Origin of the sequence: Amycolatopsis sp. NPDC005232 (genome assembly GCF_040607795.1) — a bacterium.
In the GTDB taxonomy this organism is placed as follows: domain Bacteria; phylum Actinomycetota; class Actinomycetes; order Mycobacteriales; family Pseudonocardiaceae; genus Amycolatopsis.
In genome coordinates this window covers 53,242-69,340 of sequence record NZ_JBEXHL010000025.1, presented here as the reverse complement: position 1 = coordinate 69,340, position 16,099 = coordinate 53,242, and the positions used below count along the sequence as shown (strand labels likewise).

Sequence of the window (16,099 nt, the reverse complement as noted above, 5' to 3'; positions counted from 1 at the left end):
CCGCGGGTTAGCGTCGAAGGGCAGCCGCCGCCAGGCAGGAGCCCGCCCGTGCCCGAATCTCCCGAACCGGCCCACTGGACCCCCGCCGACCGCGCCGAGACCGACGCCGTGCTGACGGCCGCCGGTCCCCCGGCCGGCCGCTGGGTTCTGGTGGTGGGCAGCGGCACCGGTGTTCACGCCCGGCTGTTCCGCTCGGCCGGCGCTTCCCGCGTGGTCGGGGTCGACGCGGACCGCTCGCTGATCGCGCAGGCCCAGCGGCAGGAGGAACGCGACCCGCTGGGGATCTCCTACGAGGTGCACGAGCCGCTGAAACTGCCGGTGATCGGTGACTTCGACGTGGTGGTCGCCTTCGGCGTCACTGGTCCGCTCGACGCGTTGCTCGCGCGTCTGGCCGCGAACCTGCGGAGTGGCGCGTTGCTCGTCCTGTCGTACTTCGGTGCCGCCGATCCGGCGGTGGAGGCCGTCGCCGACGCGGGGTTGCACTCGGTCGGGCAACAGCCGGTTCCCGGTGATCCGCCGTTCGTGGTGCTGACCGCCCGGCGTCCCTAGCCGTTGTCGAAGGGGCCGAGGTCCCGCATCCACTCAGGACGGCCGAGGACGTCGGTGCTGTCCGCCCACTGGTCGATCGCCCCGACGGCGCCCGGGTGGAGGGCGTCGGCGAAGCGGGCGGCGTCCAGGACTCGGTAGGGGCGCTCGTGGAAGCCGCGGACCTGGGGGTCGAGGGGTTCGGTGAGGCCGAGCTGATTGTGGTGCGCGGCAACGGTTTCATACGCCTCGACCAGGTGGGTCTCGCGCCGGCGCCAGTCGAGGGCGGCCAGGGCGCCCGTGAGGTGCGGAGTCAGGACCGGCGCGAGGGGCAACCGAGCGAACGCGCTGCCGAGCCATTTCGAGTACGGCGGGTACCGGCGCACCATCAGCAGGCACAGGCGCATGAGGTCCCGCACCAGCCGGGCGGTGACGACGGCCGAGCCGAGCTCGTCGCCGACCTCGCCGCAGCGGCCGACGAAGGGCTCTTCCTGGGCGATGCGGCGCCACTGTCCGGCGAGGACCTCGCGCCACACGTCGTCGGGGTACCAGGCCAGAACGGCCCTGAGCGCGTCGAGGCGACCGAGGCCGTCGTGGAACACGGCGCCGCCGGTGAGCTCGGCGAGGGTCTGCGTGGGGGTGGTGAGCCACTCACGCCGGGACAAGGTTTTCCCGGGGACGAAGCCGAGGAAAGCGCTGAACCACGTGTCGATGTCGGCGATCTCCACGGCGTGGCGGACCGGGCCGTCGGCGGGGGCCATGCGGGTCGTCGGGTCGCCTTCGTTGTCCGCGAAGTGCGTGGAGTAGCCGAGGAACTCCCGCGGCAGCTCGTGGGCGAGCAGTTCGGTGAGCCCGGCCGGTTCGTCGACGAACAGTTGCAGGCGCGGACCCCAGTCGTGGTCGGTGGAGCGCGCGGTGTCGAAGCCGAGGACGTCGGAGCCGCGGCCGAGGAGGGCCGCTGAGTAGGTGACACCGCGCCGTTCGAGGATCGGGCGCACGGCGTCGGCATGGAAGCGGCGGGCAAGCTCGAGACCGGGCAGGAAGTCCACGCTGGCGAGTGTGTCGCGCCCGGCTGCCGCGCGGCGAGGGGTTTTCAGAGCACTCGTCGTCCGGCTTGCCAGACAGCACGGATGCGACCGGCGAGGTCGGTGACGTCCACGGCGGGGCCGTCGAGCAGCACGAGATCCGCGCGCAGGCCCGGGGCGACGCGGCCGCGGTCGTCGAGGCGCAGGAGGCGGGCGGCGTCGCTCGTGGCGGCGCGCAGGGCGCCCGCGGCGCCGAGGCCGGCGGCGGCGAGGAGGCGCAGCTCGGTCAGCAAGTCGACATGAGGACGCGGCGCGAGGTCCGAGCCGGCGGCGATCGGGAGGCCCGCTTCGACCGCCAGGGCGAGGGAGCGGCGGTGGGCTTTGCCGTGTTCGGCCGGGATCGGAGCAAGGGTGGGCACGTACCAGCAGCCGTGTTCACTCATCACGGCGACGGCTTGTTCTTCGAGGAACACCCCGTGTTCGATGCTGCGCACGCCGGCACGGGCGGCGGCTGTTGCTGCGGCGGCCGTGTGCGCGTGGGCCATCACGTCGCGACCGGCGCGGCGGGCTTCGTCGGCGACGGCGTGGAGCTCTTCGTCGGTGGGGCGAACGTCGCGCCCTTCGGCGAGCGCGGCCATGGAACCGCCGGCGCCGAGCTTCACCCAGTCGGCGCCCGCGCGCACCATCCGCCGCACGGCCGCGCGCGCCTGGTCCGGGCCGTCGAACACCGCGTCGGGCAGGGCGGGATCGTCGATGCGATCGAGGCGGCCCGTGTCCGCGTCCCACCAGTCCCCGAGCCCACCCGTCGGCGACAGCTGGCGGAGGCTGACGAGCAGGTCGGGGCCTTCGATCCAGCCTTCTTCCAACGCGTGCTTGAAACCGATGTCGGCACCCCAGGCGTCGCGGACGGTCGTGATGCCTCTCGTCCGTAGTCGGCGCAGTGTGGCGACCGCTTCGAGGATCCGCGTGCTGCGGGGAAGTCCTGCGTTGCCGGGGAAAGCGACGTGGCCGTGGCAGTCGATCAGGCCGGGGATGAGGAGTCCGCCGTCGCCGTCGTAGGGATTCGGGCCGTCCACGTCGAACCCTACTGCGGTGATTCGCTCGTCTGTGAGCACGTTCGCCGCTTCGGTGGAGCCCGAGTCGGGGTCGAACACCCGGACGTTCTTGATGAGCACGCCACCGACCTCAAGCACCGAGTTCCGCCGCGGCCAACGCGATCGTCTCCTCAGCCAACGGCGCGAGGTCCGGTTCGCAGGCGGCGGCAGCGCGGGAGAGCCGCGTAACGTCCTCGACCCACCGTCCCGTGGCCGTGTCCGGTTCGCCGATTCGCGCGAAACCCCGCTCCAGCAGGCCGGTCGCGTCGGCCGACCGGCCGCGGGCGACGGCTTTGATCGCGCCGAGGGCGTTGGCCAGGGCGCTCGCCGGGCGGGACCACTCGCCTTCGTGGGCGTGCACGGCGGGGTCGCCCGGCCCGGGATCGGCGACCGCCGACGTTTCCCGCAGCGCCAGGTCGAGGCGCCAGAACAGCGGCACCCCCGTGAACCGCACGAACAGCAGCCGCCGTTGCGACGAGTGGAAGAAGTCCGGCGAAGTGCGCACGGCGGCGACCGGGCGCACGCGTTCCAGAACCGCCCGGACGTCGGCCGCGCAGGCGGGCACGCGCCCGTCGGGCACGACCCACTCCACGTCGATGTCGCTGAACGCGTCGGAGGTGCCCGCGGCGAGCGAACCCCGCAACCGGGCCCGCGAGCCCGGGCACGCAGCGGCCAGCGCGGTGACGACGGCGCCGGCCAACTGCGCGCGGGTCACCTGCGGAAGAGCTTGTTGCCCAGCCACACGATCGGGTCGTACTTCCGGTCGGCGACTCGTTCCTTCATCGGGATCAGCGCGTTGTCCGTGATGTGGATGCCTTCCGGGCAGACCTCGCTGCAGCACTTCGTGATGTTGCAGTACCCGAGGCCGTGCTCCTCCTGCGCCGCGTCACGACGGTCCGCGACGTCGAGCGGGTGCATTTCCAGCTCGGCGATGCGCATCAGGTACCGAGGCCCCGCGAACGACTCCTTGTTCTCCTCGTGGTCGCGCACCACGTGGCAGGTGTTCTGGCACAGGAAGCACTCGATGCACTTGCGGAACTCCTGCGAGCGCTCGACGTCCACCTGCTGCATCCGGTACTCCCCCGGCTTCAAATCCGGGGGCGGCGTGAACGAGGGGATCTCGCGCGCCTTGGTGTAGTTGAAGGACACGTCCGTCACGAGGTCGCGGATCACGGGGAACGTGCGCATCGGCGTGACCGTGATGACCTCCTCCTCGGTGAACGTCGACATGCGCGTCATGCACATCAGGCGCGGTTTGCCGTTCACCTCGGCCGAGCAGGAGCCGCACTTGCCCGCCTTGCAGTTCCAGCGCACGGCGAGATCCGAGGCCTGCGTGGCCTGCAAGCGGTGGATGATGTCGAGGACGACCTCGCCCTCGTTCACCTCCACCTTGAAGTCCTGCAGCTCGCCGCCGGTCGCGTCGCCGCGCCACACCCGGAAACTGGCCTTGTAGCTCACGCGTTCCTCCCGGAGTGGTTCTCCAGCTCGGCGTCGGTGAAGTACTTGCCGAGCTCGTCGAGCTCGAACAGCTCGAGCAGGTCCTCCCGGAGCGGGACCTGCTCCTTCTCCACCACGTCGACGTCCGGTACCACGGGATTGTCCCCCGCCCGCGCCGCGCACACCAGCAGCTTGTGCCGCCAATCGGCGTCCATGCTGGGGTAATCGTCGCGCGTGTGGCCGCCGCGGCTCTCGGTGCGCAGCAGCGCCGCGCGGGCGACGCACTCGCTCACCAGCAGCATGTTCCGCAGGTCCACGGCGAGGTGCCAGCCGGGGTTGAACTGCCGGTGGCCCTCCACGGTCACCTGCGCCATGCGCTGCCGGATCTCGCCGAGCTTCTCCAGCGCCTGGCGGATCTCGCCGGCCTTGCGGATGATGCCGACGAGGTCGTTCATCGACTGCTGAAGCTCGGTGTGCAGCGTGTACGGGTTCTCGGCCACGCCCTTGGCCGGCGGGTCGAACGGCTCCAGCGCCATCTTCGCGGCGGCGTCCACATCGGACTCGGCGACCTGAGGCCGCCCGTCGCCGAGACCATCCACATAAGACGCGGCGCCGAGACCCGCGCGGCGGCCGAACACCAGCAGGTCCGACAGCGAGTTGCCGCCGAGGCGGTTGGAGCCGTGCATCCCGCCGGAGCACTCCCCCGCCGCGAACAGGCCGGGCACGCTCGCCGCGCCCGTGTCCGGCTCGACCTCGATGCCGCCCATCACGTAGTGACAGGTGGGCCCGACCTCCATGGCCTCCTTGGTGATGTCGACGTCGGCCAGTTCCTTGAACTGGTGGTACATCGACGGCAGCCGGCGCCGGATCTCCTCCGCGGGCAAGCGGCTCGCGATGTCGAGGTAGACGCCGCCGTGCGGGGAGCCGCGGCCCTCCTTGACCTCGGAGTTGATCGCGCGCGCCACCTCGTCGCGCGGCAGCAGGTCGGGCGTGCGGCGGTTGTTGTCGGCGTCGGCGTACCAGCGGTCGGCCTCGTCCTCGCTGTCCGCGTACTGGCCCTTGAACACGTCGGGCACGTACTCGAACATGAACCGCTTGTCCTCGGAGTTCTTGAGCACGCCGCCGTCGCCGCGCACGCCTTCGGTGACGAGGATGCCCTTCACGCTCGGCGGCCAGACCATCCCCGTGGGGTGGAACTGCACGAACTCCATGTTGATCAGCTTCGCGCCCGCGCGCAGGGCCAGCGCGTGGCCGTCGCCGGTGTACTCCCACGAGTTCGACGTGACCTTGAACGACTTGCCGATGCCCCCCGTCGCGAGCACCACAGCGGGTGCGTCGAACAGGATGAACCGCCCGCTCTCGCGCCAGTAGCCGAACGCGCCGGCGATCTTGCCGTCGGTCAGGAGCAGCTCCGTGACGGTGCACTCGGCGAAGACCTTGATCCGCGCCTCGTAGTCACCGTACTTCGCGAAATCCTCCTGCTGCAGCGAAACGATCTTCTGCTGCATCGTGCGGATCAGCTCGAGCCCCGTGCGGTCACCGACGTGCGCGAGGCGCGGGTAGGTGTGGCCGCCGAAGTTGCGCTGGCTGATGCGCCCGTCGGCCGTGCGGTCGAACAGCGCGCCGTAGCTCTCCAGCTCCCAGACGCGGTCCGGGGCCTCCTTGGCGTGCAGCTCGGCCATGCGCCAGTTGTTGAGGAACTTGCCGCCGCGCATGGTGTCGCGGAAGTGCACCTGCCAGTTGTCGTTCGGGTTCGCGTTGCCCATCGACGCCGCGCAGCCGCCTTCGGCCATCACGGTGTGGGCCTTGCCGAACAGGGACTTGCACACCACAGCGACGCTGAAACCGCGTTCGCGCGCCTCGATCACCGCGCGCAGACCGGCGCCGCCGGCACCGATCACCACCACGTCGTAGCTGTGCCGTTCGACTTCGGTCATGAATAGAGCCACCTCGGAGCTGGGACGCCGTTGTCTTGAAGTACTGCCGGAGATGAGGGTGCCGACGCTAGCCGACGAAACGCAGATCCGCGATGGCACCGCTTGCCACGAGCATCACGTAGAGGTCGGTCAGCACCAGCGTGCCGAGCGTGGTCCACGCGAGGTTCATGTGCCGGGTGTTGAGCTTCGAGACCTGCGTCCAGACCCAGTACCGGACGGGGTGTTTCGAGAAGTGCTTCAGCCTGCCGCCGGTGACGTGCCGGCACGAGTGGCAGGAGAGCGTGTACGCCCAGAGCAGCACCACGTTGGCGACGATGATGATGTTGCCCAGCCCGAAGCCGAACCCGCTGGGGCTCTGGAACGCGACCACGGCGTCGTAGGTGTTGACCAGCGACACGATCACCGCGACGTAGAAGAAGTAGCGGTGCACGTTCTGGATGATCAGCGGCAGCTTCGTCTCGCCGGTGTACTTCCCGTGCGGCTCGGCCACGGCGCACGCGGGCGGCGAGAACCAGACCGAGCGGTAGTACGCCTTGCGGTAGTAGTAGCAGGTCAGGCGGAAGCCGAGCAGGAACGGCAGGACCAGCGCCCCGAGCGGGATCCAGCTCGGGAAGTCGCCGAACCAGTGCCCGAAGTGGCTCGAGCCTTCGACGCAGGAGGTGGACACGCACGGCGAGTAGAACGGCGTCAGGTAGTGGTAGTCGGGCACCCAGTACGCGGTGCGCACGAAGGCGCGAACGGTCGCGTAGATGATGAAGGTCGCCAACCCCAGCACGGTGAGCAGGGGTTGCAGCCACCACCGGTCGGTGCGCAACGTCCGGTCGGCCAAAAGCGCCCGCCCCGGGGAGCGGACGCCGGTGCCGGCCCGGCTGACGTCGTTGTCAGCGGGAGCGCTCACCGCTGGTCGCGCTTGTAGCCGCCGACACCCTCGTCATCGGCGCCTTGCCACAACGCCGGATCGTAAGGAGTGTCCGGGACGGGCACGCGGTCCACGGGTTTCGCCTGCGCCGGCACGGCGTGCGGATGGCCGTCCAGCTCCGCGGTGTCGATGTCGAGGCGCTCGACATCGTTGGCCAGCCGGCGCACCGCCGACGCGTCGCCGTACCGAGAGCGCAGGGCGCCCACGCACTGCCGCAACTGGCCGATGGTGCGCCGCAGTTCGGCGAGCTCTGTGGTGGACATCGGGTGCCTCCCTGTTCGGTGGGGCTGGCAGGAACCGGGTGACGATCACTTTCGCCACGTACGACTCTGCCTCGCGTTGTGCTGTGTGACAAGTAGCACATTCCTTAGCGTATTGCCTCTTGACCTTGGGAGTCGACCCCTCTCGGGGCATGTCTTGGAGTGCAGGCCGTGAGTGGGCCGTGGGGACGCTGGTCAGGCGGCGGACGGCGAGGCGAGTTGCAGTCCGGACACGTCGGCGAGCACGGCTCCGACTGCGGTGTCAGAGCGGTGTCAGGGCCGTGTCAGCTGAGGCCGCCAGAGTGGTGCCCACGACCACCACGAGAGGAAGTCCCATGAGCCAGACGGTGTCCGTCCCGCAGGGGTTGCCGATGGAGCGCGACGCGGGGCCGTTCGATCCGCCGCGGGAGATCACGCGGTTGCGGGAGGCGCGGCCGGTCAGTCCGATGCTGTTCCCGGACGGGCACGAGGGCTGGCTGGTCACCGGGTACGACGAGGTGCGGCAGCTGCTGGCCGACACGCGGTTCAGCTCGCGGCAGGACCTGGGGGTCATGCACGTGCCCTACGAGACGCCCGGGATGCCGGCCGCCACGGAGCCGTCGCCGCAGGTGCCCGGGTTGTTCATCGCCATGGATCCGCCGGATCACACGCGGCTGCGGCGCAAGCTGACGGGCGCGTTCACCGTCAAGCGGATGAAGCAGCTGGAGGACCACATCGCCGAGGTCGTGGAGCGGCAGCTGGACGCGATGGCGCAGCTGACGCCGACGGTGGATCTCGTCAAGGAATTCGCGTTGCCGGTGCCGTCGCTGGTGATCTGCGAGCTGCTGGGCGTGCCGTACGAGGATCGGGCCGATTTCCAGGCCAACTCCGCGAAGTTCCTGGTCAAGGAGCAGGAGCTCGAGGAGAAGATGGCGGCGTACGGTGCGCTGACCACGTACCTCGGCAATCTGGTGGCGGGTAAACGCGCCGAGCCCGGTGAGGACATCCTTTCGGATCTGGCCCGGCAGGACGACCTCAGCATCGAGGAGCTGACCGGCATCGCGTTCCTGCTGCTGCTCGCCGGCCACGAGACCACCGCGAACATGCTGGCGCTCGGCACGTTCGCGCTGCTGGAGCACCCCGAGCAGCTGGCCGAGCTGCGCGCCGACCCGGAGCTGCTGCCCGGGGCCGTCGAGGAGCTCATGCGGTACCTGTCGGTGGTCGACATCAACTTCCGCTACGCCACCGAAGACCTCGAACTCGGCGGCGAGACGATCCCGGCCGGCTCGACCGTCGTCGTCTCGACGCTGGCCGCCAACCACGACCCGCGGCGCTTCGAGAACCCCGACACGCTGGACATCCGCCGCAACTCGCGCGGCCAGCTGGCCTTCGGCCACGGCGTGCACCAGTGCCTCGGCCAGCAGCTGGCCCGCATCGAGATGCGCGCCGGGTTCGCGGCGCTGCTGCGGCGCTTCCCGACGCTGCAGCTCGCCATCCCCGCTGACCAGGTGAAACTCCGGACGGACATGAACATCTACGGCGTTCACGAGCTGCCTGTCACCTGGACGACCACGGCCCTGTGAACCGGAAACAAGCGAGCCGCACCCGACGCGCGGGTGCGGCTCGCTGTTTCCCAGTGGTTTACTGAATCGATTTTGATAACCCGGCCCACACCGGCTACCGTGGTGGCCGTCACGTTCCTGAGACGCCAGTGCTGCCGTCCCGCGGACCCCACCACCCAGTGAGCCGGGAGCCGGACATGAGCAGCACACCCGACACGACGGTGCATCCCGTCGTCGCCGAGGTCACCGCCCGCATCGTCGAACGCAGCGCGGAAACGCGCGCCGCCCACCTCGCGCGCAGCGCCGCCGCCCACGAAGAAGGCCCGGTGCGCCGCGGTCTCGCGTGCAGCAACCTCGCCCACGGGTTCGCCGCGATGGAGGGCGTGGACAAGGCGGCGCTGCGCGAGCTGCGCGCGCCGGGCGTCGCGATCGTGTCGTCCTACAACGATCTGCTGTCGGCGCACCAGCCGATGCAGGAGTACCCCGCGTGGCTGAAGAAATCGGTGCGTGCGGCGGGCGGAGTCGCGCAGTTCGCGGGCGGCGTGCCCGCGATGTGCGACGGGGTCACGCAGGGGCGGCCGGGCATGGAGCTGTCGCTGTTCAGCCGCGAGGTGATCGCGATGGCGACGGCGATCGCGCTGTCCCACGACCTGTTCGACGCTTCGCTGCTGCTGGGCGTGTGCGACAAGATCGTGCCCGGGCTGCTGATCGGCGCGCTGTCGTTCGGCCACCTGCCGGCGATCCTCGTGCCGGCCGGGCCGATGAACTCCGGCTTGCCCAACAAGGAAAAAGCCCGCGTGCGCCAGCTCTACGCCGAAGGTCTCGCGACACGTGAGGACCTGCTCGACGCGGAGGCGGCGTCGTACCACTCGGCCGGCACGTGCACCTTCTACGGCACCGCGAACTCGAACCAGATGGTCGTCGAGGTGATGGGCCTGCACCTGCCGGGCGCGAGCTTCGTGCCGCCCAACACGCCGCTGCGCCAAGCCCTCACCGCAGAGGCCGGCCGGCGCGTGGTCGAGCTGTCGCGCGGAGAGTCGTACACGCCGGTTTCCCTGGTGCTGGACGAAAAAGCGTTCGTCAACGGCATCGTGGCGCTGCTCGCCACGGGTGGTTCGACCAACCACACGATGCACCTCGTCGCGATCGCCGCGGCGGCGGGCATCCTGCTGACGTGGGACGACTTCTCGGACCTCTCGGCCGTCGTGCCGCTGCTGGCGCGCGTGTACCCGAACGGCAGCGCGGACATCAACCACTTCCACGCCGCCGGCGGCATCCAGTTCCTGGTCGGCACACTGCTCGACGCCGGGTTCCTGCACGAGGACGTGCACACCGTCGCCGGGTTCGGGCTGCGCCGCTACACGCAGGAGCCGATCCTGTCCGACGGCGAACTGGTGTGGCGCGACGTGCCCACCCGCAGCCTCGACGAGGACGTGCTGCGCCCGGTGTGGCGGCCATTCGCGCCGGACGGCGGGCTGCGCATGGTCGCCGGCAACCTCGGCCGGGCCGTGACGAAGGTGTCGGCGGTGGCGCCGGAGCACCGCGTGGTGCAGGCGCCGGCGCGGGTGTTCACCTCGCAGGAGGCATTCGCGGTCGCGTTCGAGGCCGGCGAGCTGGATCGCGACGTCGTGGTGGTGCTGCGGCAGCAGGGGCCGCAGGCCAACGGCATGCCGGAGCTGCACGGCCTCACCCCGGCGCTGGGTGTGCTGATGGACCGCGGTTTCCAGGTCGCGCTGCTCACCGACGGGCGCATGTCGGGCGCGTCGGGCAAGATCCCGGCGGCCATCCAGGTCACGCCGGAGGCCGCGGTGGGCGGGCCGATCGCCCGGATCGCCGACGGTGACGTCGTCCGCTTCGACGCGCGCTCCGGCACGCTCGACGTGCTGGTCGACGCCGACGAGTTCGCACGCCGTGATCTTCTGGACGCACCGCCGGCTTTCGTGGAAGGCACCGGACGGGAGCTGTTCGCCGCGCTGCGCCGCGCGGTGGGTCCCGCCGACCAGGGCGCGAGCGTGTTCGGCCCGCTGACGGCGGAGCTGGACCTGCTCCGCGACGCCCCCGCCGGGCGGGGCACACTCGGACTGCCGTTGCACACCTTGGAAACCCAGGAGGTCGGTCAGTGACCACCGGTTCGGACCTGCTCGCCCTTTCGCCCGTGATGCCCGTGGTCGTGATCGACGATGTCGACGACGCCGTGCCCACCGCGCGCGCGTTGCTCGCCGGCGGGATCGGGGTGATCGAGCTGACCCTGCGCACGCCGGTCGCGCTCGCCGCGATCGAGCGCGTGGCCGCGGAGGTGCCGGACATCGTCGTGGGCGCGGGGACCGTGACGTCGCCGGCGCAGGCCGCGCAGGCGGCCGACGCCGGCGCGAAGTTCCTGGTGACGCCGGGCTGCACCGACGCCGTCCTCGACGCCTGTTTCGCCACGGGCCTGCCGTTCCTGCCGGGCGCCGCGACGGTGTCCGAGGCGATGCGCTTGGCCGAGCGTGGGCTGAACGCGTTGAAGTTCTTCCCGGCGGAGGCCAGCGGCGGGGTGGCTTTCCTGAAGTCGCTGACGGGTCCGTTGCCGGACTTGCGCTTCTGCCCGACCGGCGGGATCACCGTGGACTCGGCGCCGTCGTACCTGGCGCTGCCGAACGTCGGCTGCCTCGGCGGCTCGTGGCTGACGCCGGCGAAGCTGTTGGCCGCCAAGGACTTCGGGACGGTCGAGAAGCTGGCCGCGGAGGCCGCCGCGCTGCGCGGCTGAGGTTCGCTCTGCCGTTCTCTGCGCAGGGCGGGGAACGGCAGGGCCGCGCTTCGGAACAAGCAGCTCCGGGGCGGTTCAGTCGATGGTGGCGTCGTCCAGCAGGCTGGATTCGGCGCCGAACTCGCGGAGCTCGTCGCGAATGACGGTGTAGGCGAGGCCCTGCGGGTAGCCCTTGCGGCCGAGGAAGCCGAGGAGGCGGCGGATGGCCGTCTGCTCGTCGACGTTGCCAAGGGAGCCCAGGCGTTTGCGGACGAGTTCGCGGGCCCGCTGCTCCTCCGCCTCGCGGTCGACCTCGCCGGCGGCCTGCGTGGCGATCTCGTCGTCGACGCCCTTGCGGCGCAGCTCGGCGACGAGCGCCGTGCGGGAGAGGCCCTGGCCGGCGTGGCGGGCCTTGACCCACATCTCGGCGAACTCGGCGTCGTTGACGAGGCCGGCGCGGTCGAGTTTGCCGAGCAGGGTTTCAATGGTGTCGTCGTCGAAACCCTTGCGCCGCAACGTCTGCCGCAGTTCATCGACAGTTCGCGGGCGCGCCGCCAGGAGATCGAAGCAGATCTCCTTGGCTTTCTTGGCCCGTTCCTCCGGCGGCAGCTCCGCCGGCTCCACCTTCGGTGCCCTCGCCACTACGCCCTTCCTCCCTCACACACCCTCACACGCTCCGCCCCGCCGCGCCCTCTCCGCCCGACGCCGCGCCACCACTCCCCCACCCACGGGCCGACCCACCCACTGCAAGCCGCCCCACCGTCACGCCTGCGTACGCGGCCCACAAACACACCGCGCACTTCCGTCGCCCGGCCATCTCACCCGGGCGACTTCACCTCACCAACGCAACCCCGCCGGGGGTTCAGGGGGCTTGCCCCCTGGCGGGGGTGTGGGGGTTCGACCCCCACAAGACACACTTCTGATTCCGTCCGGCGAGCGCTCTTCGCGAGCACACTCCACCCGGAATCAGAAGTCGACCGGCGCCGGAACCGCAGCTTCGGCGACCTCGGCGTCGACCTGCGCGCCGATGCCCAGCTTCTCCTTGATGCGCTTCTCGATCTCGTTGGCGATGTCCGGGTTGTCGCGCAGGAACTTCCGCGCGTTTTCCTTGCCTTGGCCGAGCTGGTCGCCCTCGTAGGTGTACCAGGCGCCGGACTTGCGCAGGATGCCCTGGTCGACGCCCATGTCGATGAGCGAGCCTTCGCGGGAGACGCCGTGGCCGTAGAGGATGTCGAACTCGGCCTGCTTGAAGGGCGGGGCCATCTTGTTCTTCACGACCTTGACGCGGGTGCGGTTGCCGACCGGCTCGCCGCCGTCCTTGAGCGTCTCGATGCGGCGCACGTCGAGGCGGATCGAGGCGTAGAACTTCAGCGCCTTACCACCGGTCGTGGTCTCCGGGGAGCCGAACATGACGCCGATCTTCTCGCGCAGCTGGTTGATGAAGATCGCGGTGGTGCCGGAGTTGTTCATCGCACCGGTCATCTTGCGCAGCGCCTGGCTCATCAGGCGGGCCTGGAGGCCGACGTGCGAGTCGCCCATCTCGCCCTCGATCTCGGCGCGCGGCACGAGCGCGGCCACGGAGTCGATGACCAGGATGTCGAGCGCGCCGGAGCGGATCAGCATGTCCGCGATCTCCAGCGCCTGCTCACCGGTGTCCGGCTGGGAAACGAGCAGCGCGTCGGTGTCCACGCCGAGCTTCTTGGCGTACTCCGGGTCCAGCGCGTGCTCCGCGTCGATGAACGCCGCGATGCCGCCGTTCTTCTGCGCGTTCGCCACCGCGTGCAGGGCGACCGTCGTCTTACCGGAGGACTCCGGGCCGTAGATCTCGACGACGCGGCCGCGGGGCAGCCCCCCGATGCCGAGCGCGACGTCGAGGGCGATCGCACCGGTGGGGATCACGGCGATGGGCGCGCGACCCTCTTCGCCGAGGCGCATCACCGAGCCCTTGCCGTACTGCTTGTCGATCTGCGCAAGGGCAAGCTCGAGCGCCTTGTCCTTGTCGGGTGCTGCTGGCATTGGGGTCCACCTCGCTGGTTGGCCTGTGTGGCTTGTTCGGTTGTCCAGATCAAGCTCTGTCCGGTCCGACGCTACGGGGAGGGACCGACAATTCCCGGCACGGCGACCGATCTGTGGATCGCCGGCCCCCGGTGTGCACAACACTGTAGACGAACAGGTGTTCGAGGGTTGTGGCGACACGCCCGTCCGCTAGGGTTTTTCGCCCTGCCGAGCTCCCCTTCCCCGGGGCGAACCAGGAAACCGCAGGTCAGCGCCGCTCCGACGGGATGTCGAAGGCTTCGCACACCTCGCGCCAGATCTGCTTCGCCGAGATCCCCGCAGCCAGAGCCTGGTCGACGGTCTTCCCGCCGAGCCCGCTGAGCACGTGGTCCTGGGCCAGGACCTCGGCTCGCCCGGGGCCGAACTCGTCCGCCATGAGCCGCCGGAACACCGTGATACGCATCGACCGAATGCTAGCTCGCGGCCTCGCCGGCGGCGCGAACGGGCCGTTCGCGCCGCGGCAGCGAACGAAACCCTCTCACTCGCCGGGCTGCACGCTCTGCTCGAAGTAGTCCGCCAGCGTCCCCGGGGTCGGCGCGGCGCCCTGACCTGCGGAATTGACCTGGTAGATGAACCCGACGAGCGGCCGGTCGGACACTGTGAACACCAGCACCGCCGCGTTCTGCCCGGCCGCCGACGAGTAGTGGCCCTCCAGCCCGTTGCCCTTCCACGCGGCCTCGACGCGGTCGCCGCCGGCGGAGGCGAGCAGCCCGTCGGTGTACTGCTTCAGCACCGCGGCCGACGTGCCTTGCACGTACGTCACCTGCGAGCCGGCGCGGCCCGGCGCCGCGCACGTCGAGGTGGCGCCGAGGCTCTGCGCGGGCGCGGCGGGGCCGTTGCCCATGCCCGGGCGGCAGCCCCCGGTGTCGGCGATCTTCCCCGCGAGCTGGCGCAGGCACCCGGTGAGGCCTTGGGCGTCGGCCTGCCCGGGCGTGCGGCACTGGTCCGCGGTGTAGGTCTGCGCCGAAGAAGACGACGTCAGGAACACCGTCAGCCCCGCCGCGAGAACCACGACCACCGCCGCCGCGACGCCGATCCACAGCTTCGCGCGGCTCTTCTTCTTCGCCGGGGCAGTGGCGGCGGTGGCGGGCGAGTACGTCGGGAAGTTCGACGGCGCGGGCCCCGCCGGGAACGACGGCTGCGCGTACCCAGCCGGAGGCTGCCGCGGAGGCGGCGGCGGATACCCACCCGGCGCATACGCGGGCGCACCCGCCGCGACCTGGCCTTCCACGTTCTGCGTCCGCATCGACAGCCCGTCGCGCGCCACGTGCTGCGCGCCCAGTGCCACGGCCGTCTCCGGCTGGTCGAGGCTCGCGGGTACGACGCCGAGCTTCTCCGCGATCATCGAGCCGACCAGCGGCAGCCGGCTCGACCCGCCGACCAGGTAAATGCCCGCGAGACGATCCGGCGTCAGCCCGGCCGTCCGCAGCGTGCGCGCGAGCAGCTCCACGCTGCGCAGCATCGCCGGGCGCACCAGGCCTTCGAGTTCTCCGCGCGTGACCAGCACGTCCTTGAACGGCTCCGGCATCGGCACCTCGGTCTGCGGGTGCCGTGACAGCGCCTCCTTGGCCGCCTTCACGTCCTCCTGCAACGCGCGCCGCGTGCGCCGGTCCGCCGTGGACTCCGGCCGCAGAAGGCGTTGCCAGCGCTGGGGATCCGAGTGCGAGACCTCGCGCCCGACGTGCACCATCAGCGCCTGGTCGACGTCGAGGCCGCCGAGGTCGGGCAGGCCGTCCTCGGCGAGCACGACGTAGCCGTTCTGCGTCGCGCCGACCACGGCGACGTCGAACGTGCCGGCGCCCAGGTCGTACACCGCGAGCGCCTGCCCGGGCGCGAGCCCCTTGCCCGGGAACGACGCGAAGTGCGCGGCCGCGGCGACGGGTTCGGGCACCAGGACCACGCTCGCGCCGATGCCCGCGAGCCGCGCCGAGGACAGCAGGACGTTGCGGCGCACCGGCCCCCACTGCGCGGGGTGCGTGAGGCGGACCTCGTCGGGCTGCTCGCCGCCGAGCTGGCGCGTGGTCTCGTCGAGCACGCGGCGCAGGATCGCGGCGAGCGCTTCGTTGACGGGCACGACGTCGGTGCCCAGCAGCAGCGTCTGCTCGTCGATGCGGCGTTTCGGGTTGGGCTCGAAGCGGGTGGGGTCCAGGCGCGCGCGGCGTTCGGCGTCGCGGCCCACCATGATCGTGCCGTCCTCGCCGGCGAAGATCGCCGAGGGCATGTTGGCCGAGCCGTCCACCTCGACAACCCGCGGCGGCCGACCGTGTGCCGAAAGGACGGCGACGGTGTTGGACGTCCCCAGGTCCACCGACAGGATCCGCACTTCCACTCCCCTATGACGTAGCTGCTGCTCGGCCGTGATGCTCCCACGTGGAAGGCCTCGGTGTCTTTGGCCCCGGCTTCGCCGGGGCGTGCGAGATCGCCTTGGAGCCGGCTTCCGGATGGGGCGGTCGGATCGGCCGGGGGCCGATCGCACCGCCCCAATCCGGAAACCGGCGCGATCTCGCGTGTGGGTCGGCTTTGGCGGGTGCGCTTGCCGTGGCTCTCTGACCTTCCGGGAAAGGGACCCATTCCTGGGCTG

The 16,099-nt window shown here is 70.8% G+C and carries 15 protein-coding genes; 4 read left to right on the top strand and 11 right to left on the bottom strand.

All coding sequences use genetic code 11. The features are described 5' to 3' along the window. The first annotated feature begins 48 nt into the window (after window positions 1–48). Window positions 49–549 carry a class I SAM-dependent methyltransferase gene (locus ABZU76_RS35625; protein ID WP_354877698.1) on the top strand — a complete coding sequence of 167 codons (501 nt, stop codon included), beginning with the start codon at window positions 49–51 and terminating at the stop codon, window positions 547–549. Here ABZU76_RS35625 and ABZU76_RS35620 read toward each other — a convergent pair. The 7 genes from ABZU76_RS35620 to ABZU76_RS35590 form a co-directional block, all read right to left on the bottom strand. Beyond that, window positions 546–1,574: a DUF4037 domain-containing protein gene (locus tag ABZU76_RS35620; protein ID WP_354877695.1), complete on the bottom strand. Its 1,029-nt coding sequence runs from the start codon at window positions 1,572–1,574 to the stop codon at window positions 546–548. The genes ABZU76_RS35625 and ABZU76_RS35620 overlap by 4 nt on opposite strands. 44 nt (window positions 1,575–1,618) lie before the next feature. Further along, window positions 1,619–2,743, bottom strand: coding sequence for an amidohydrolase family protein (locus ABZU76_RS35615; protein ID WP_354877692.1), 1,125 nt, complete (start codon window positions 2,741–2,743; stop codon window positions 1,619–1,621). Next, on the bottom strand, window positions 2,736–3,359 hold the full coding sequence (locus ABZU76_RS35610) for a hypothetical protein (protein ID WP_354877689.1): 624 nt from the start codon (window positions 3,357–3,359) through the stop codon (window positions 2,736–2,738). Before ABZU76_RS35610 ends, ABZU76_RS35615 begins: the two co-directional genes overlap by 8 nt. Next, complete coding sequence (locus ABZU76_RS35605; RefSeq protein ID WP_354877686.1) at window positions 3,356–4,102, bottom strand: succinate dehydrogenase/fumarate reductase iron-sulfur subunit; 747 nt, start codon at window positions 4,100–4,102, stop codon at window positions 3,356–3,358. Before ABZU76_RS35605 ends, ABZU76_RS35610 begins: the two co-directional genes overlap by 4 nt. Continuing rightward, window positions 4,099–6,018, bottom strand: a complete 1,920-nt coding sequence (locus ABZU76_RS35600) for a fumarate reductase/succinate dehydrogenase flavoprotein subunit (RefSeq protein ID WP_354877683.1) — start codon at window positions 6,016–6,018, stop codon at window positions 4,099–4,101. Before ABZU76_RS35600 ends, ABZU76_RS35605 begins: the two co-directional genes overlap by 4 nt. A gap of 67 nt (window positions 6,019–6,085) precedes the next feature. Next, the gene (locus ABZU76_RS35595) at window positions 6,086–6,916 is read right to left on the bottom strand and encodes a hypothetical protein (RefSeq protein ID WP_220238088.1); all 831 of its coding nucleotides are present in this window, start codon (window positions 6,914–6,916) and stop codon (window positions 6,086–6,088) included. Beyond that, window positions 6,913–7,200, bottom strand: coding sequence for a hypothetical protein (locus tag ABZU76_RS35590; RefSeq protein WP_220238087.1), 288 nt, complete (start codon window positions 7,198–7,200; stop codon window positions 6,913–6,915). The genes ABZU76_RS35595 and ABZU76_RS35590 overlap by 4 nt, the downstream gene beginning before the upstream one ends. 332 nt (window positions 7,201–7,532) lie before the next feature. On the opposite strand from ABZU76_RS35590, the gene ABZU76_RS35585 reads away from it, so the two are divergent. From ABZU76_RS35585 to eda, 3 genes are all read left to right on the top strand, one after another. Continuing rightward, entirely contained in the window at window positions 7,533–8,759 is a 1,227-nt protein-coding gene (locus ABZU76_RS35585; RefSeq protein ID WP_354877680.1) for a cytochrome P450, read from the top strand. Between the two features lie 176 nt (window positions 8,760–8,935). Further along, window positions 8,936–10,861: a phosphogluconate dehydratase gene (gene edd, locus ABZU76_RS35580; protein WP_354877677.1), complete on the top strand. Its 1,926-nt coding sequence runs from the start codon at window positions 8,936–8,938 to the stop codon at window positions 10,859–10,861. Beyond that, window positions 10,858–11,484 (top strand): bifunctional 4-hydroxy-2-oxoglutarate aldolase/2-dehydro-3-deoxy-phosphogluconate aldolase, encoded by a 627-nt coding sequence (gene eda / locus ABZU76_RS35575; RefSeq protein WP_354877674.1) that lies wholly within the window; start codon window positions 10,858–10,860, stop codon window positions 11,482–11,484. Before edd ends, eda begins: the two co-directional genes overlap by 4 nt. A 75-nt stretch (window positions 11,485–11,559) precedes the next feature. Here eda and ABZU76_RS35570 read toward each other — a convergent pair whose 3' ends face one another. The 4 genes from ABZU76_RS35570 to ABZU76_RS35555 all read right to left on the bottom strand — a co-directional run bounded on the left by ABZU76_RS35570 (window position 11,560) and on the right by ABZU76_RS35555 (window position 15,841). Next, window positions 11,560–12,087, bottom strand: a complete 528-nt coding sequence (locus ABZU76_RS35570; protein WP_220247485.1) for a regulatory protein RecX — start codon at window positions 12,085–12,087, stop codon at window positions 11,560–11,562. 342 nt (window positions 12,088–12,429) lie between these two features. After that, window positions 12,430–13,479, bottom strand: a complete 1,050-nt coding sequence (gene recA, locus ABZU76_RS35565) for a recombinase RecA (protein ID WP_220238083.1) — start codon at window positions 13,477–13,479, stop codon at window positions 12,430–12,432. A 247-nt stretch (window positions 13,480–13,726) separates the two neighbouring features. Next, window positions 13,727–13,921 carry a DUF3046 domain-containing protein gene (locus ABZU76_RS35560; protein WP_354877671.1) on the bottom strand — a complete coding sequence of 65 codons (195 nt, stop codon included), beginning with the start codon at window positions 13,919–13,921 and terminating at the stop codon, window positions 13,727–13,729. 75 nt (window positions 13,922–13,996) lie between these two features. Continuing rightward, window positions 13,997–15,841 carry an Hsp70 family protein gene (locus ABZU76_RS35555; RefSeq protein WP_354877668.1) on the bottom strand — a complete coding sequence of 615 codons (1,845 nt, stop codon included), beginning with the start codon at window positions 15,839–15,841 and terminating at the stop codon, window positions 13,997–13,999. Window positions 15,842–16,099 lie beyond the last annotated feature (258 nt).

Bases quoted from the DNA above. Each gene is read 5' to 3' on its own strand.
- ABZU76_RS35600 (WP_354877683.1), bottom strand. From the start codon at position 6,018: ATGACCGAAGTCGAACGGCACAGCTACGACGTGGTGGTGATCGGTGCC.
- ABZU76_RS35590 (WP_220238087.1), bottom strand. From the start codon at position 7,200: ATGTCCACCACAGAGCTCGCCGAACTGCGGCGCACCATCGGCCAGTTG.
- ABZU76_RS35585 (WP_354877680.1), top strand. From the start codon at position 7,533: ATGAGCCAGACGGTGTCCGTCCCGCAGGGGTTGCCGATGGAGCGCGAC.
- edd (WP_354877677.1), top strand. From the start codon at position 8,936: ATGAGCAGCACACCCGACACGACGGTGCATCCCGTCGTCGCCGAGGTC.
- recA (WP_220238083.1), bottom strand. From the start codon at position 13,479: ATGCCAGCAGCACCCGACAAGGACAAGGCGCTCGAGCTTGCCCTTGCG.
- ABZU76_RS35560 (WP_354877671.1), bottom strand. From the start codon at position 13,921: ATGCGTATCACGGTGTTCCGGCGGCTCATGGCGGACGAGTTCGGCCCC.